General features: G+C 60.3%; 15 protein-coding genes and 4 tRNA genes. 9 read left to right on the forward strand and 10 right to left on the reverse strand.

The annotated features are described in order from the left end of the window. Genes HU765_RS19420 through yacG form a run of 4 tightly spaced genes read left to right on the forward strand, consistent with a single transcriptional unit; the run spans position 1 to position 2,909 of the window. On the forward strand, positions 1-1,218 hold the full coding sequence (locus HU765_RS19420) for a type II secretion system F family protein (protein WP_186546898.1): 1,218 nt from the start codon (positions 1-3) through the stop codon (positions 1,216-1,218). Position 1,219: 1 nt separating this feature from the next. After that, entirely contained in the window at positions 1,220-2,092 is an 873-nt protein-coding gene (locus tag HU765_RS19425) for an A24 family peptidase (protein WP_186622392.1), read from the forward strand. Further along, positions 2,089-2,712, forward strand: coding sequence for a dephospho-CoA kinase (gene coaE / locus HU765_RS19430; RefSeq protein WP_186622394.1), 624 nt, complete (start codon positions 2,089-2,091; stop codon positions 2,710-2,712). Before HU765_RS19425 ends, coaE begins: the two co-directional genes overlap by 4 nt. Then, the gene (gene yacG, locus HU765_RS19435; RefSeq protein WP_186546895.1) at positions 2,709-2,909 is read left to right on the forward strand and encodes a DNA gyrase inhibitor YacG; all 201 of its coding nucleotides are present in this window, start codon (positions 2,709-2,711) and stop codon (positions 2,907-2,909) included. The genes coaE and yacG overlap by 4 nt, the downstream gene beginning before the upstream one ends. Before the next feature lie 6 nt (positions 2,910-2,915). Here yacG and HU765_RS19440 read toward each other — a convergent pair whose 3' ends face one another. After that, positions 2,916-3,131 carry a hypothetical protein gene (locus HU765_RS19440; protein WP_186546894.1) on the reverse strand — a complete coding sequence of 72 codons (216 nt, stop codon included), beginning with the start codon at positions 3,129-3,131 and terminating at the stop codon, positions 2,916-2,918. Positions 3,132-3,196: 65 nt separating this feature from the next. Beyond that, on the reverse strand, positions 3,197-3,886 hold the full coding sequence (locus HU765_RS19445) for an energy-coupling factor ABC transporter permease (RefSeq protein ID WP_186622396.1): 690 nt from the start codon (positions 3,884-3,886) through the stop codon (positions 3,197-3,199). A gap of 203 nt (positions 3,887-4,089) precedes the next feature. Between HU765_RS19445 and HU765_RS19450 the strand changes: the two genes are divergently transcribed. The 4 genes from HU765_RS19450 to HU765_RS19465 all read left to right on the forward strand — a co-directional run bounded on the left by HU765_RS19450 (position 4,090) and on the right by HU765_RS19465 (position 6,827). Continuing rightward, positions 4,090-4,716, forward strand: a complete 627-nt coding sequence (locus tag HU765_RS19450) for a DUF1780 domain-containing protein (protein ID WP_007909887.1) — start codon at positions 4,090-4,092, stop codon at positions 4,714-4,716. Next, on the forward strand, positions 4,713-5,240 hold the full coding sequence (locus tag HU765_RS19455) for an MOSC domain-containing protein (protein ID WP_186546892.1): 528 nt from the start codon (positions 4,713-4,715) through the stop codon (positions 5,238-5,240). Before HU765_RS19450 ends, HU765_RS19455 begins: the two co-directional genes overlap by 4 nt. Before the next feature lie 51 nt (positions 5,241-5,291). Continuing rightward, on the forward strand, positions 5,292-5,465 hold the full coding sequence (locus HU765_RS19460) for a DUF3094 domain-containing protein (protein WP_007909875.1): 174 nt from the start codon (positions 5,292-5,294) through the stop codon (positions 5,463-5,465). A 63-nt stretch (positions 5,466-5,528) separates the two neighbouring features. Then, positions 5,529-6,827, forward strand: a complete 1,299-nt coding sequence (locus tag HU765_RS19465) for an NAD(P)/FAD-dependent oxidoreductase (protein WP_186546891.1) — start codon at positions 5,529-5,531, stop codon at positions 6,825-6,827. Positions 6,828-7,035: 208 nt separating this feature from the next. On the opposite strand, the gene HU765_RS19470 is transcribed toward HU765_RS19465, so the two are convergent. From HU765_RS19470 to rluD, 8 genes are all read right to left on the reverse strand, one after another. Next, positions 7,036-8,661, reverse strand: coding sequence for a methyl-accepting chemotaxis protein (locus tag HU765_RS19470; protein ID WP_186622399.1), 1,626 nt, complete (start codon positions 8,659-8,661; stop codon positions 7,036-7,038). Between the two features lie 161 nt (positions 8,662-8,822). Further along, positions 8,823-8,899: transfer RNA gene (locus HU765_RS19475), tRNA-Pro, on the reverse strand. Positions 8,900-8,996: 97 nt separating this feature from the next. Continuing rightward, positions 8,997-9,072, reverse strand: a tRNA-Lys gene (locus HU765_RS19480). Positions 9,073-9,077: 5 nt separating this feature from the next. After that, positions 9,078-9,154: transfer RNA gene (locus HU765_RS19485), tRNA-Pro, on the reverse strand. Between the two features lie 9 nt (positions 9,155-9,163). Next, a tRNA-Asn gene (locus HU765_RS19490) sits at positions 9,164-9,239 on the reverse strand. Between the two features lie 297 nt (positions 9,240-9,536). Further along, complete coding sequence (clpB, locus tag HU765_RS19495; protein ID WP_016773142.1) at positions 9,537-12,101, reverse strand: ATP-dependent chaperone ClpB; 2,565 nt, start codon at positions 12,099-12,101, stop codon at positions 9,537-9,539. Between the two features lie 262 nt (positions 12,102-12,363). Continuing rightward, positions 12,364-13,113 carry a peptidoglycan editing factor PgeF gene (gene pgeF / locus HU765_RS19500; RefSeq protein ID WP_186622400.1) on the reverse strand — a complete coding sequence of 250 codons (750 nt, stop codon included), beginning with the start codon at positions 13,111-13,113 and terminating at the stop codon, positions 12,364-12,366. Further along, positions 13,110-14,072, reverse strand: a complete 963-nt coding sequence (gene rluD, locus HU765_RS19505; RefSeq protein ID WP_186622402.1) for a 23S rRNA pseudouridine(1911/1915/1917) synthase RluD — start codon at positions 14,070-14,072, stop codon at positions 13,110-13,112. The genes pgeF and rluD overlap by 4 nt, the downstream gene beginning before the upstream one ends. Before the next feature lie 151 nt (positions 14,073-14,223). On the opposite strand from rluD, the gene HU765_RS19510 reads away from it, so the two are divergent. Beyond that, on the forward strand, positions 14,224-15,240 hold the full coding sequence (locus tag HU765_RS19510) for an outer membrane protein assembly factor BamD (protein ID WP_186532466.1): 1,017 nt from the start codon (positions 14,224-14,226) through the stop codon (positions 15,238-15,240). Position 15,241 lies beyond the last annotated feature (1 nt).

The raw sequence follows: 15,241 nt of genomic DNA on the forward strand, positions 1-15,241 counted from the left end.
ATGGCGGCCAAGGCAGCGAAAATCAGCGTCTACGCCTGGGAAGGTACGGATCGCAAAGGCAGCAAAGTCTCAGGTGAACTGAGCGGGCAAACCCCGGCATTGATCAAGGCGCAGTTGCGCAAACAGGGGATCTCCCCCGGGAAGGTGCGCAAGAAGTCGGCGTCCTTGCTCAGCTTCGGTCAGCGCATCAAGGTTCGCGACATTGCCCTGTTTACCCGGCAAATGGCGACAATGATGAAGGCCGGTGTTCCGCTGCTGCAATCGTTCGACATCATCGGCGAGGGCTTCGAAAACCCGGCGATGCGCAAACTGGTGGACGAGGTGAAGCAGGAAGTCGCGGCGGGCAACAGCTTTGCCACCGCGCTGCGCAAAAAGCCGCAGTACTTCGACGAGCTGTACTGCAACCTGGTCGACGCCGGCGAGCAGTCCGGCGCCCTCGACACCCTGTTGGAACGCGTCGCAACGTATAAGGAGAAGAGCGAAGCGCTCAAAGCGAAGATCAAGAAAGCCATGACCTATCCGACAGCCGTGTTGCTGGTGGCGGCGGTGGTCACCGGGATTCTGCTGGTGAAGGTCGTGCCGCAATTCGAGTCGGTTTTCTCTGGTTTCGGCGCCGAACTGCCGGGCTTCACCCTGATGGTGATCAGCCTTTCGGAATTCATGCAGCAATGGTGGTGGGCGATGCTGCTGGTGTTGGTGGCGGCCATTTTCGGCCTGCGCCATGCCTTGAAAAAATCCCAGGCCTTGCGCGATCGCCGCGACACCTTACTGTTGAAACTGCCGCTGGTGGGCACGCTGATGTATAAATCCGCCGTCGCCCGTTTTGCCCGCACCCTGTCGACCACCTTTGCCGCCGGCGTACCGCTGGTGGAGGCGCTCGATTCGGTGGCCGGTGCCACCGGCAACGTGGTGTTCAAACGCGCCGTGCTGCGCGTGCGTCAGGATGTCTCCACCGGCATGCAGTTGAATTTCTCGATGCGCAGCACGGGCGTGTTTCCCAACATGGCGGTGCAGATGACCGCCATCGGCGAAGAGTCCGGCGCCCTCGATGACATGCTCGACAAAGTCGCGGGGTTTTACGAAGAGGAAGTGGATAACATGGTCGACAACCTCACCAGCCTGATGGAGCCGTTCATCATGGTGGTGCTGGGAGTGATCGTCGGCGGGCTGGTGGTGGCCATGTACCTGCCGATTTTCCAACTCGGCTCAGCGGTCTGACATGCCTCTCGACGAACTCTTCGCCCTGTATCCGCTGGCCTTTGTCTGCACCGCGTGGCTGCTGGGGCTGGTGGTCGGCAGCTTCCTCAATGTACTGGTCTGGCGCCTGCCGAAAATGCTTGAGCGCGATTGGCGCGAGCAGGCCCATGAGGTGCTCGGCTTGCCCGCGGATCAAGCGTTGCCGACCTACAACCTGCTGTTGCCGCATTCCCAATGCACGCACTGTGCACACCGAATCCGCGCCTGGGAAAACATTCCGCTGCTCAGTTACCTGTACTTGCGCGGGCGCTGTTCGGCCTGCGCTGCACCGATCGGTAAACGCTATCCGCTGACCGAACTGGCCTGCGGCCTGCTGTCAGCCTTCATTGCGTGGCATCTGGGCTTTGGCTGGCCGGCCTGCGCGCTGATCGTGCTGACGTGGGGGTTGCTGGCGATGAGCCTGATCGACAGCGAACATCAACTGTTGCCTGATGTGCTGGTGCTGCCGCTGTTATGGCTGGGGCTGATCGTTAACAGTTTCGGGTTATTTGTGCCGTTACACGATGCGCTGTGGGGCGCGGTGGCCGGATATATGGCGCTGTGGTCGGTGTTCTGGCTGTTCAAGCTGATCACTGGCAAGGATGGCATCGGCCATGGCGATTTCAAACTGCTGGCGCTGCTCGGCGCCTGGGGCGGCTGGCAGATACTGCCGCTGACGATTCTGCTGTCCTCGCTGGTGGGCGCGTTGCTCGGCGTGATTGTGCTGCGTCTGCGCAAAGCGCAGACCTCGACGCCGATCCCTTTCGGCCCCTACCTGGCAATTGCCGGCTGGATTGCCTTGCTCTGGGGTGGTCAAATGACCGACTTCTATTGGCAGTTTGTCGGTTTGAAATGAATACCCCTGTGGAAAAACCCTGGATCCTCGGCCTGACCGGCGGCATCGGCAGCGGCAAAAGCGCGGCAGCCCAACACTTCATCGACCTCGGCGTGCATGTGGTGGATGCCGATCATGCGGCGCGCTGGGTGGTCGAGCCCGGCCGACCGGCGCTGGCGAAAATTGCCGAACACTTCGGTTCCGGCGTGTTGCAGGCCGACGGTACGCTGGACCGCGCCGCCCTGCGCAAACTGATCTTTGAAGTGCCCGAGGAGCGTCGCTGGCTCGAAGCCTTGCTGCATCCATTGATCGGCGAGGAAATCGCCCATCATCTGGCGCTGGCACAATCGCCCTACGCGATTCTGGTGTCGCCGTTGTTGATAGAATCCGGCCAATACGCGATGACCCAGCGCATCCTGGTCATCGATGCTCCGCAACAACTGCAGATCGAACGCACCCTGCAGCGTGACCAGACCAGCGCCGAGCAGGTCCAGGCGATCCTCAAGGCGCAATCGAGCCGCGAAGACCGCGTGAGCCGTGCCGACGATGTGATCGTCAACGACCGCGACCTCGCCTGGCTGCACAGCGAGGTCGAACGGCTGCATCACTTTTACCTGACTTTATCCGGAGGCCAAGCATGAGCCACATTCCAACCGTTGAATGCCCAACCTGCGGCGCACCCGTCGAATTCACCCCGAAAAGCGAATTCCGTCCGTTCTGCTCCCATCGCTGCAAACTGATCGACCTCGGCGCCTGGGCGTCGGAAGAACACAAGATTCCGGTTGCACCGGATGCTGAAGACGAACTGTTCTCGGGCGATTTCGACCCGCGTCACTGACCCCGATCAGGGCCGCATGAAGCTATAGTCCTGACCATCGTCGAGGTTTTCCGCCAGAAAACGCAACTCGTCGGCGAGGTCTTCGGCGTTGCGCACAGCCTTGCTCTGCTGCACCACCGCGCTGAGCAAGGCGCGCAAACTCAGGCCCGGGTCGAAGCCCACTTCCAGCGCCATATCCAGATTCTGCCGGGTTTCCTGCCGCGCCCATTCGTAAACGCCCATGCCACTGCTCCTGAAGGAATTCGCGCGAGCATGAAATCTCTCCGCCGTGGCCGGTTTGATGTGGATCAAGACTTCGGCTCGTCGTCCTTCCACGGCGCCGAGAGGTAACGCGTGCGGTTGAAGGTCTCCAGCCATTCCGGGCAGAACACCACCAGCGCACTGACGATCATGCCGTTGATGAAAGCCTCGGGAAACAACAGCAGCCACAGATAACCGACGAAATCCTCCAGCCATTCCGGCATGGCGAACAGGCCGTCGTACCACAGCAGCGTCAGGCTCAGGACCAGGCACGACAGGCCAGACAAAGCGGCTGCGAAGAACCCGGAACAAAAGATGTAAACGAAGGGGTTTCGTGGCTGCGCACGCTCGACCAGGATGGCCACGCACTCGGTGACCAGCACCGGCAACAGAATCAGTAATGTGCCGTTGACGCCGACGGCTACAGGGTCCTGACGCCCCAACAGCACCAGCCCCATCTGCGCGACCAGCCCGCCGACAATCGCCAGCGGCCAATCGAGCAGCAACGTTACCGCCGTCATGCCAATGAAGTGATAGGACACGCCGGTATCGAAATCCCTGCGCACCAGCCACAGCAGAAACAGCGCGAATACCGTGCCGAACAGCAAGTGCTGCCGGCGACTGTCGCTGAACAGCTCGACCCATGGCGCGCGCGCGATCGCCCACAGCAGCAGCGGCAGATAAATCAGCCAGCCGAGCGTCAGGCTCGTCGAGGACAGCAGTTCAGCTCCAATCATGACCCTTCACTTTTTCCACGACACAACCCCTGTAGGAACTGCCGAAGGCTCGGGCCGCGATCGGACGATCTTTTGATCTTGTTTTATAAAAAGCAAAAGATCGCAGCCTTCGGCAGCTCCTACAAGTGCGCAATCGCATGACGTTTATATCTGGCCGATGCAAAGCTTTCTGCTTGTCGCATTTGGACGCTAAGCTTGGGCCTATGGATGACTCAGATTATTTACGCCTGCTGACCATCGCGGCCGAGCAAGCCAACGCGTTCCTGTCCAATGCCCGCAAATGGGAGCGTGAGCGTTGGGTCTGCCAGCGCCTGCTGCAAGGCTTGAACATCCCCTACCGCGCTGATGAATTCGCGCCGGCCGGTGAGCCGCCGGACGTACTGTTTCGCGATGCCAATTTCGAAGTATTTTTCGTCCTCGATGAAGGCCGCCGCCTCAACGATGAATGGCGCGACGAATTGCAGCGTCGGCGGAGCGCGTTTTCCCTCAGCCAACTGGTGCGCCGCGAAGCCAAGCCCAAGCGCATCCCGGCCAATGAATTTCTTTTGCGCCTGGCGCCGACGTTGCGCAAGAAAGCCCACAACTACAAAGAGCGCGGCATGGACCTGGGCGAACTGGACATCATCGCCTTCGCCAGCCTCAAGCGCGAAGTGCTGGACCTCAACAGTCATTTCCCGCCGCCGACCGAATACCTGCGTCAGGGCTGGCGCTCGCTGTCGCTGGTCGGCCCGACGTTTGCCCGTGTGTTGTTCGCTCACCCTGATGCCCCGGACTTTTTGCGCAGCAACCTCGGTCGCAGCATCGTCTTCGACGTAGGCATCAGCCTGTGACGCCGCTGCAGCAACTGATCGCCGAGGTGCCGCAAGCCGGCCGGGTGCGCTGGATCGGCGTGCGCCCCCAATCACGTGGGCCGATGCTTGAACTCGATGCAGTGGAGGCGCGCCTGGAAGCCGGACTGACCGGAGACCACGCCCGCCCCGGCATTCGCAACGCGCGACAAGTGACGCTGATCCAGTGGGAGCACCTGGCGGTGATCCGTGCATTGATGGGCCGTCCCGACGATCAACCGATCAGACCTGAAGATCTGCGGCGCAATCTCGTTATAAGCGGAATCAATTTGTTTAGCCTAAAGGGGCGGCGCTTTCGCATCGGTCAGGCGATACTCGAAACCACAGGCTGGTGTCAGCCCTGCGCACGCTTGCAGAACAACCTCGGCCCCGGCACTTTCCAGGCCGTACGCGGGCACGGCGGAATCACTGCACGAGTGCTACAGAGCGGCATCATTCGCCTCGACGACGACGTGCGCGTCGAACCGGTCCCGGACAGCGGCTATGCTGCGTTCAACCCCGGCTAAAAACCGCTGTAGCTTCTGCCCATTCAGCAACGTCTACCTGACGAGGCAAATATGACCAGCCGCCTGAACCCCGAAGACCAAAAGCATGTCGAAGAATACCTGCAACTGTCCCAACACCGTGTCGAGCGCCGGCCATTCCGGCCGTGGATGCTCCTGGTGCTGGTACTGGCAGTGACCATTGGTCTGGGCCTGTTGAGCCGATTTATCAGTTACCTGACGCTATGAGTCGCTTCGCACTCGCTCGGGCAACTGCACAGATTTCCTTTAAAAACCTTGCGAGTTATCCCTATGTCCCATCGTATTGTCATTGTCGGCGGCGGCGCCGGCGGTCTGGAGTTGGCTACCCGTCTGGGTAAGACCCTGGGCAAACGCGGCACAGCCAGCGTGATGCTGGTCGACGCCAACCTGACACACATCTGGAAACCGCTGCTGCACGAAGTGGCCGCCGGCTCCCTCAACTCCTCGGAAGATGAACTCAACTATGTTGCCCAGGCGAAATGGAACCACTTCGAGTTCCAGCTGGGGCGCATGAGCGGTCTCGACCGCGCGCAGAAGAAAATTCAACTCGCTGCCACTTATGACGAAAACGGCGTCGAACTGGTGCCCGCGCGCGAAGTGCCGTATGACTCGCTGGTGATCAGCGTCGGCAGCACCACCAACGATTTCGGCACTCAGGGTGCAGCGCAGCATTGCCTGTTCCTCGATACCCGTAAACAGGCCGAGCGCTTTCACCAGCAACTGCTCAATCACTATTTGCGCGCCCACGCCGGGCAAACCGATGTGGTCGAGCAGATCAGCGTGGCCATCGTCGGCGCTGGCGCCACGGGCGTCGAGCTGGCCGCAGAGCTGCACAACGCCGCCCATGAACTGGCGGCTTACGGTCTGGACCGGATCAAACCGGAAAACATGCACATTACGCTGATCGAAGCCGGCCCACGGGTGCTGCCGGCGCTGCCGGAACGCATCAGCGGACCGGTGCACAAAACCCTGGAGAAGCTCGGGGTCAATGTCATGACCAACGCCTCGGTCAGCGAAGTCACCGCCGACAGCCTGATCACCGCCGACGGCAACGAGATCAAGGCCAGCCTGAAAGTCTGGGCCGCCGGTATTCGTGCCCCGGGGTTCCTCAAGGACATCGACGGTCTGGAAACCAACCGCATCAATCAGCTGCAAGTGCTGCCGACCCTGCAGACCACCCGCGACGAAAACATTTTTGCCTTTGGTGACTGCGCGGCCTGCCCGCAACCGGGTACCGATCGTAACGTACCGCCACGTGCTCAGGCGGCGCACCAACAGGCGTCATTGCTGGCGAAGTCGCTGAAACTGCGCATCGAAGGCAAGACCCTGCCGGAGTACAAGTACACCGATTACGGCTCGCTGATTTCGTTGTCGCGTTTTTCCGCTGTGGGTAACTTGATGGGCAACCTGACCGGCAGCGTGATGCTCGAAGGCTGGCTGGCGCGGATGTTTTACGTGTCGCTGTACCGTATGCACCAGATGGCACTGTACGGGCCGTTCCGCACGGCGATGCTGATGCTGGGCAGCAAGATCGGTCGTGGCACCGAGCCGCGTCTGAAATTGCACTAAGGCCAGCGTCTGTGGGAGCTGGCTTGCCAACGATGGCGCCGGGTCAGTTGATATTTCTGTTGCCTGACCCACCGCTATCGCGGGCAAGCCCGGCTCCCACAGGTTTTCGTGCTGCTCGCAGATCCAGCGCATTCGCGAGCAGGCTCGCTCCCACCTCTGATCTTCATTCCAAGCCTCGCACCGAGCGGGGCTTTTTATTTTCCATTGATTACAGCTGGAAGCGTCGCACCATGCCCTGCAGGGCATTGGCCAGTTTCGACAGCTCATGGCTTGACGCACTGGTCTGATCGGCCCCAGCAGCGGAGCGCACCGACAGATCACGAATGTTCACCAGATTGCGATCAACTTCGCGCGCTACTTGCGCCTGCTCTTCAGCGGCGCTGGCGATGACCAGGTTGCGCTCGTGAATCTCGTGCACCGAAGCCGTGATCGTCACCAGTGCCTCGCCCGCCCGCTCAGCCAATACCAGCGTGCTCGCCGCACGGGATGCGCTGGCCTGCATGGAATCCAGCGCCAGGCTCGACCCGCTGCGCATGCCCTGCACCATCTGCTCGATCTCTTGTGTCGATTGCTGGGTGCGATAGGCCAGCGCGCGCACCTCGTCGGCCACTACCGCAAAACCTCGCCCGCTTTCACCCGCGCGTGCCGCTTCAATGGCGGCGTTGAGCGCCAGCAAGTTGGTCTGTTCGGCGATGGCGCGAATCACATCGAGCACTTTGCCGATGTCTTGTGACTGATTCGCCAGCGACTGCACCAACTCACCAGTGTGTTGCACATCGCTGGCCAACGCATTGATCGCGCTGGCGGTTTCGCTGACGCGTTCCTGGCCCAACTGCGCCGACTGACTGGATTGGCGCGTGGCATCGGACGTCGACACGGCGTTGCGCGCCACCTCCTCCACCGCAGCGGTCATCTCGTTGACGGCGGTGGCGGCTTGTTCGATTTCATTGTTCTGCTGTTGCAGCCCTTGCGTGCTGTCGACCGTGACCGCGCTCAGCTCGTCAGCGGCCGTGGCCAGTTGCGTGGCCGAGCCGCTGATGCCCTGCAGGGTTTCGCGCAGGTTCTGCTGCATGGTCGCCAACGCTCTGAGCAAACGGCTCACTTCATCGTTGCCATGAGCCTCGATGGGGCGGGTCAGATCGCCCTTGGCCACGCTTTCGGCAGCATCCACGGCGCTGCTCAGAGGGCGCACGATACTGCGCGTCAGCAACATCGCCAGGGCCACCGTGGCCAGCGCTGCCAACGCAATGAACAGGCTGACGATGGTGCGCGAGGTTTGATAATGCGCGGCGGACTTCTCGCTCTCGGCAGCCACTTGCCGGGCAAACAAGTCAGCCAGATCGTTGAGTTGCTTGCCGGAACCGTCGACCACCGTTTTCATATCGACCAGCAGCAATCTGGTCAGCTCGTCCCGCTTGCCTTGCTCGGCGAGGGTGAACGACTGGGCGATGCCGGTGCGATAAGCGGCGAAGGTGGTCTTGAACTGGTCGTACAGTTGCTGGCCTTCCGGGGTATCGACGAGTTTGTCGTAGGCGGCGATTTTCTCGCTCAGCTCTTTGTCCCGGGTGTCCATCTGGCCACGATAGGTGGCGATGTTTGCAGGATCCTGATCCAGTGCCATGCGCAGGGAAATGGTGCGGATACGCAGCATCAGCTCGCGGATCTCGTCACCACCGCGAATGCTCGGCAACCAGCGGTTCTCCACCGCCACCTCACTGTCGCGAATGCTCGACATCTGCCCCAGCGCAAACACCCCTAGCATGGCCACCAACACCGCAATCAGGGCAAAGCCCAGGGCAGCCCGGGGAGCAATATTCAACCGACGAAGCAACATGACGAACGCCCTTATTCTTGTATTGGCCAGATTCAGGGGCGAAGCGTTGGCAGTCCCCTCGTGTTAGCGGGCTATCGGCAGGTTGTATGACGACTTGAAGGGATTCGGCTTTCAACGGGCAAAAAAAATCCCCGTATCTTTCGATACGAGGATTTTTAATATGGTCGGGGTAAGGGGATTCGAACTCCTGACATCCTGCTCCCAAAGCAGGCGCGCTACCGGACTGCGCTATACCCCGGTAAAAAAAAGGCGACCTTTCAAAGATCGCCTTCTTCGATCAGCGCTTTTGGCCTCTGATCTTAAGATTCGATCCCAGCGTTAACTGGTTTCAAAAATGGTGGGTCGTGTGGGATTCGAACCTACGACCAATTGGTTAAAAGCCAACTGCTCTACCAACTGAGCTAACGACCCAAAAATGGTCGGGGTAAGGGGATTCGAACTCCTGACATCCTGCTCCCAAAGCAGGCGCGCTACCGGACTGCGCTATACCCCGATTTGAAATTGGCTCCGTGACCAGGACTCGAACCTGGGACCCAATGATTAACAGTCATTTGCTCTACCGACTGAGCTATCACGGAACTGCATATTTCAATTTACAACGGTGAAGCTTTGTTACATCTCGCCACCCGTTCGCATCGCTGCGTTCGTGTGTCTGAGGCGCGCTATTCTACAACCTAGAACACCTCTGTCAACCCCCTAAATCGCTTTCAAGTTAATGATTTGCAACTTATTTCAGATTCCAGCCCAGTGAGCTGAAACGCTGTTGGTGACTGACTGCGGGGCGCACTTTACAAGCCTTTTCCTTTGAGTTCAACAGCCTGGCGAAAAAAAGGCCTCGCAATGCGAGGCCTTCCCTGTTTCATTGCCGCCGAGGCTTAGCCGAAAACGATTTCGTCGTTCTCGACCTTGCCAGTGGCCGTGTCGCCGGGCATGAAATGACCCGACAGGATCAACTGTGCCAGCGGGTTTTCGATCCAGCGCTGGATCGCCCGTTTCAACGGCCGTGCGCCATACACCGGGTCGTAACCGACGGCGATGAGCTTGTCCATTGCCTCCGGACTCAGCTCCAGCTTCAGCTCGCGCTCGGCCAGACGACTGCGCAGACGGCCCAACTGGATCTCGGTGATGCCGGCGATCTGATCGCGTGCCAGCGGCTCGAAAATCACCACTTCGTCGACCCGGTTGATGAACTCCGGACGGAAATGCGACGTCAACGCGTCCATCACTGCGGCACGCTGCGCCTCACGATCACCGACCAGTTCCTGGATCTGCATGGAGCCCAGGTTCGACGTCATGACGATCACCGTATTGCGGAAGTCCACCGTACGACCATGGCTGTCGGTCAGACGGCCATCCTCAAGCACTTGCAGGAGGATGTTGAACACATCCGGGTGCGCCTTCTCGACCTCATCCATCAGGATCACCGAGTACGGCTTGCGACGCACCGCTTCGGTCAGATAGCCGCCCTCTTCGTAGCCGACGTAGCCTGGTGGCGCACCGATCAGGCGAGCCACGGAATGTTTCTCCATGAACTCGGACATGTCGATCCGCACCATCGCCTCTTCGGTATCGAAGAGGAACTCGGCCAGCGCCTTGCACAGCTCGGTTTTACCGACACCGGTCGGGCCGAGGAACATGAACGAACCGCTCGGACGATTCGGGTCGGACAACCCGGCTCGGGAACGCCGCACGGCGTTGGCGACAGCGACGACTGCTTCTTCCTGACCGATCACCCGTTTGTGCAACAGGCTCTCCATCTTCATCAGCTTGTCGCGCTCGCCTTCGAGCATTTTCGACACCGGGATACCGGTCCATTTCGACACGACTTCGGCGATCTCTTCTTCGGTCACCTTGCTGCGCAGCAACTGGTTTTCGCTCTTGCCGTGCTGGTCGACCATTTGCAGGCTGCGCTCCAGATCCGGGATCACCCCGTACTGCAACTCGGCCATGCGGTTCAGATCGCCTTTGCGGCGTGCGGCTTCCAGTTCCTGGCGCGACTGTTCGATCTTCTGCTGAATCTGCGCAGAACCCTGTACCTCGGCTTTTTCCGAGTTCCAGATTTCCTCCAGATCGGAATATTCACGCTCGTGACGCTCGATTTCTTCCTGGAGTTTTTCCAGGCGTTTCTTCGCCGCGTCGTCGCTTTCTTTCTTCAGTGCCTGGGATTCCACCTTCAACTGAATCAGGCGCCGCTCCAGACGGTCGAGCACTTCCGGCTTGGAGTCGATCTCCATGCGAATGCGGCTCGCCGCCTCGTCGATCAGATCGATCGCCTTGTCCGGCAACTGCCGGTCAGTGATATAGCGATGGCTGAGCTTGGCCGCGGCGATAATCGCGCCGTCAGTGATAGCCACCTTATGGTGAACCTCGTAACGTTCCTTGAGGCCCCGCAGAATCGCGATGGTGTCTTCTTCGCTCGGCTCGTCCACCAAGACTTTCTGGAAACGCCGCTCGAGCGCCGCGTCCTTCTCTATATATTGGCGATACTCATTGAGCGTGGTCGCGCCAACGCAGTGCAGCTCACCGCGAGCCAGGGCTGGCTTGAGCATGTTACCGGCGTCCATCGAGCCTTCGCCTTTACCGGCGCCGACCATGGTGTGCAGTTCGTCGATGAACAGAATGATCTGCCCTTCCTGCTTCGACAGCTCGTTGAGCAAGCCTTTGAGGCGCTCTTCGAACTCACCGCGATACTTGGCGCCGGCAATCAGCGCGCCCATGTCCAGCGAGAGCAGGCGCTTGCCCTTGAGGCCGTCCGGCACTTCGCCGTTGATGATGCGCTGGGCCAGACCTTCGGCGATTGCAGTTTTACCCACGCCAGGCTCACCGATCAAAACCGGGTTGTTTTTCGTACGGCGCTGCAAAACCTGAATGGTCCGACGGATTTCGTCGTCACGGCCGATCACCGGATCAAGCTTGCCGTCTTCGGCGCGCTTGGTCAGGTCGACGGTGTATTTATCCAGTGCCTGACGCGACTCTTCGTGGTTGGCGTCATTCACCGCTTCGCCGCCACGCAGGTTGTTGATCGCGTTTTCCAGGGCTTTCTTGCTCACGCCCTGGCCGAGCAGCAACTTGCCCAACTTGCTGTTCTCATCCATCGCGGCGAGCAGCACCAGTTCGCTGGAGATGAACTGATCACCTTTCTGCTGGGCCAGACGGTCAGCCTGATTGAGCAGGCGCGCCAGATCCTGCGACATGTTCACGTCGCCCGTCGGGTTCTGGATTTTCGGTAATTGATCGAGCTCTTTGGTCAATTCTTTGCGCAAGCTGTTGACGTCGAAGCCGACCTGCATGAGCAGCGGCTTGATCGAACCGCCCTGCTGTTCAAGCATGGCTTGCATCAAGTGCGCCGGCTCGATGGCCGGATGATCGTGGCCAACCGCCAACGACTGGGCGTCGGACAAGGCCAACTGTAATTTGCTGGTTAAACGGTCAATACGCATGGGTCACCTTCCTTTTGAGCAGGCCGGACCTAAGAAACCATCCTGAATAAAGAAACCTGCCAGATACCGCTATAGATGCGGTCGATTCTGCAAGATTCAAGCGTCGGAGAGTTGATGCAGATCAGACAGTCTAGCTGGCGCCCAGCCTCGCAAATACGATCCTCTTTTGACGAGTGGCTGTTTTCGTCAGGCAAGGCGCCGCGACGAGTCATAGCCCGCTATGGCGAGGAGCGGCAACGCAGCATGACGGAAACAGACGCAGTCAAAAAGGAATCGTATTTGTGAGGCTGGGCGCCTCAAGCCAGATCAGGGAGGCAAAGCGACCGGTGCGCGAAGCACGGCGATACGAGAAGAAGCGCGGATCAGTCACGGTGCAGAAACCGCCACCATAAACAGCAGTGACACCACGCTCAGCCAGACGCAGGCGCGCCAACTGATAGATGTCGGCCATGAACTTGCCGGCATTGCTGCTCGGTACAAAGGCTTCGGCTGCTTCAGGCAACTGACTGACGAAGACTTCGCGCACTTCCGCGCCAACTTCAAAGGCCTGCGGGCCGATGGCCGGGCCGAGCCAGACGAGAATGTCTTCAGGCGCAACATCGAGGCTATCGAGGGTGGCTTCAAGTACCCCCGCCGCCAAGCCGCGCCAACCGGCATGGGCCGCCGCTACACGGGTGCCTGCGCGATTGCAGAACAAGGCCGGCAGGCAATCGGCGGTCATGGCCGCGCAGGCAATACCCGGCGTTGCGGTCCAGCTGGCATCTGCAGTCGCAACAATGCCCGGATCAGCATGCGCGACGGTAATCCCGTGCACTTGCTGCAACCAGGCAGGCTTTATAGAGAAGTGATCGGTCAAACGGCGCCGGTTCTCGGCCACCGCCTCCGGACGATCATCGACGTGATCGCCCAGATTGAGGCTGTCGAACGGCGCCTCGCTGACACCGCCCTCACGGGTGGTGACACAGGCTTTGACGCTGGCCGGCGCAGGCCAGTCCGGCGTCAGCCAGTTCATCCGATGAACGCCTCGCGATCCTGCTTGAGCAGGGTCAGCAGCCAGACGAAATCTTCCGGCAGCGGCGATTCCCAGCTCATGCGCTCACCGCTCGTCGGGTGATCGAGTTCCAGGAAGCGCGCGTGCAGGGCCTGACGCGGGAAATGCTTGAGCGATTCCACCATGGTCGGGTTCGCCGCCGGGGGAATGCGGAAACGCCCGCCGTACGCCGGATCGCCGACCAACGGAAAGTTGATGTGCGCCATGTGCACGCGAATCTGGTGGGTGCGACCGGTTTCCAGCTTGACCCGCACGTGAGTGTGGGAACGGAAGCGCTCCAGCACGCGGTAGTGGCTGACGGCAGGCTTGCCACCCTCCATCACCGCCATACGCTGGCGCTGCTGGCCGTGACGACCGATCGGCGCGTTGATCTTGCCACCGGCAGTGACCACGCCAATCACGATGCACTCATAGATGCGGCTGACGCTGCGGCTCTGCAACTGCGCGACCAGTTTGGTCTGCGCCTGAATGGTCTTGGCCACCACCATCAGACCGGTGGTGTCCTTGTCCAGACGATGCACGATACCGGCGCGAGGGACATTGATGATGTCCGGCACGTGGTGCAGCAAGGCGTTGAGCAAGGTGCCATCGGCGTGACCGGCAGCCGGGTGCACCACCAGGCCCGCAGGCTTGTTGATCACCAGAATGTCGTCATCTTCATAGACGATGTCGAGTTCGATGTCCTGGGCGATCCACTCGCCCTGGGCCTCCTGCTCGGCAGTCAGTTCAAGGATGGCACCGCCATGCACGATGTCGCGCGGGCGGATGACCGCCCCGTCCACAGTCAGGCGACCTTCTTTGATCCAGGCGGAAAGGCGCGAGCGTGAGTGCTCAGCGAAGAGTTGGGCGGCGACTTGATCGAGGCGTTGGCCGCCCAATTCGGACGGCACCTCTGCGCTAAGTTCAATTTTATCGGACATGCTCGGACTGGGCGTCGGCACAGCCTTTGGTTTCGGCTGCGCGCTTGTGGTTAAATACGGCGTCTTTTGCCCCGAGGCTTTTCAACGGGGCGCTCATCATAACAGGACGGCCCCGCCCAAGACAGCGGCCGTCATAGGGACGCAAGCCGCCATGCAAGTGAAACACCTGCTGCTGATCGCCATCCTCGCATTGACCGCTGCTTGCTCATCGAAGGAAGTCGTAGACGAAAACCTCAGCGAAGCCGAGCTGTATCAGCAGGCTCAGACTGATCTGGACAACAACAGCTACACCAGCGCCACAGCCAAGCTGAAGGCTCTGGAGTCGCGTTATCCGTTCGGTCGCTACGCCGATCAGGCCCAGCTGGAGTTGATCTACGCCAACTACAAGAACGCCGAGCCGGAGGCTGCAAAGTCCGCCGCCGAGCGTTTCATTCGTTTGCATCCGCAGCATCCGAACGTGGATTACGCGTACTACCTCAAGGGTCTGACTTCGTTCGACCAGGACGTCGGCCTGCTGGCGCGCTTCCTGCCGCTGGACATGACCAAGCGTGACCCGGGCGCCGCCCGCGACTCGTACAACGAGTTCGCCCAGCTGACCAGCCGCTACCCGAACAGCCGCTACGCGCCGGACGCCAAGCAGCGCATGATCTACCTGCGCAACCTGCTGGCGGCCTACGAAATCCACGTGGCCGATTACTACCTGACCCGTCAGGCCTACGTCGCCGCCGCCAACCGCGGCCGCTACGTGGTGGAAAACTTCCAGGAAACCCCATCGGTCGGCGACGGCCTGGCGGTGATGACCGAAGCCTACCAGCGCCTGCATCTGGACGACCTGGCCGCCACCAGCCTGGAAACCCTGAAGCTCAACTACCCGGATCACCCGAGCCTGCAGGACGGCCAGTTCGTGCCGCGTGTTGCCGAAGCCGACAACCGTTCGTTCCTGAGCAAGGCGACCTTGGGCCTGATCGAATCGCGTCCACCGCTGCCGCCGGGCGAAACCCGCGCCAACCAGGACGTGCAGAAGCAGTTCCAGGACGCGAAAGATGCGATTCCGAACGAGCTCAAGCCTAAAGACGAGAACGGCGACGTGATCGAAGAGCCGGAGCCGGAATCCACCGATACCGACCGCTCGTGGTTCAGCTACATGACCTTCGGCGTGTTCGACTGAC

Origin of the sequence: Pseudomonas sp. SWRI81, from assembly GCF_014268545.1 — a bacterium.
GTDB classification, from domain to species: Bacteria; Pseudomonadota; Gammaproteobacteria; order Pseudomonadales; family Pseudomonadaceae; genus Aquipseudomonas; species Aquipseudomonas hamedanensis.

Coding starts and splice junctions, on each gene's coding strand:
- pgeF (WP_186622400.1), bottom strand. CDS start 13,113: ATGAACTGGCTGACGCCGGACTGGCCTGCGCCGGCCAGCGTCAAAGCC.
- HU765_RS19465 (WP_186546891.1), top strand. CDS start 5,529: ATGTCCCATCGTATTGTCATTGTCGGCGGCGGCGCCGGCGGTCTGGAG.
- coaE (WP_186622394.1), top strand. CDS start 2,089: ATGAATACCCCTGTGGAAAAACCCTGGATCCTCGGCCTGACCGGCGGC.
- clpB (WP_016773142.1), bottom strand. CDS start 12,101: ATGCGTATTGACCGTTTAACCAGCAAATTACAGTTGGCCTTGTCCGAC.
- HU765_RS19425 (WP_186622392.1), top strand. CDS start 1,220: ATGCCTCTCGACGAACTCTTCGCCCTGTATCCGCTGGCCTTTGTCTGC.
- HU765_RS19510 (WP_186532466.1), top strand. CDS start 14,224: ATGCAAGTGAAACACCTGCTGCTGATCGCCATCCTCGCATTGACCGCT.
- HU765_RS19450 (WP_007909887.1), top strand. CDS start 4,090: ATGGATGACTCAGATTATTTACGCCTGCTGACCATCGCGGCCGAGCAA.
- yacG (WP_186546895.1), top strand. CDS start 2,709: ATGAGCCACATTCCAACCGTTGAATGCCCAACCTGCGGCGCACCCGTC.
- HU765_RS19420 (WP_186546898.1), top strand. CDS start 1: ATGGCGGCCAAGGCAGCGAAAATCAGCGTCTACGCCTGGGAAGGTACG.
- HU765_RS19460 (WP_007909875.1), top strand. CDS start 5,292: ATGACCAGCCGCCTGAACCCCGAAGACCAAAAGCATGTCGAAGAATAC.
- rluD (WP_186622402.1), bottom strand. CDS start 14,072: ATGTCCGATAAAATTGAACTTAGCGCAGAGGTGCCGTCCGAATTGGGC.
- HU765_RS19470 (WP_186622399.1), bottom strand. CDS start 8,661: ATGTTGCTTCGTCGGTTGAATATTGCTCCCCGGGCTGCCCTGGGCTTT.
- HU765_RS19445 (WP_186622396.1), bottom strand. CDS start 3,886: ATGATTGGAGCTGAACTGCTGTCCTCGACGAGCCTGACGCTCGGCTGG.
- HU765_RS19440 (WP_186546894.1), bottom strand. CDS start 3,131: ATGGGCGTTTACGAATGGGCGCGGCAGGAAACCCGGCAGAATCTGGAT.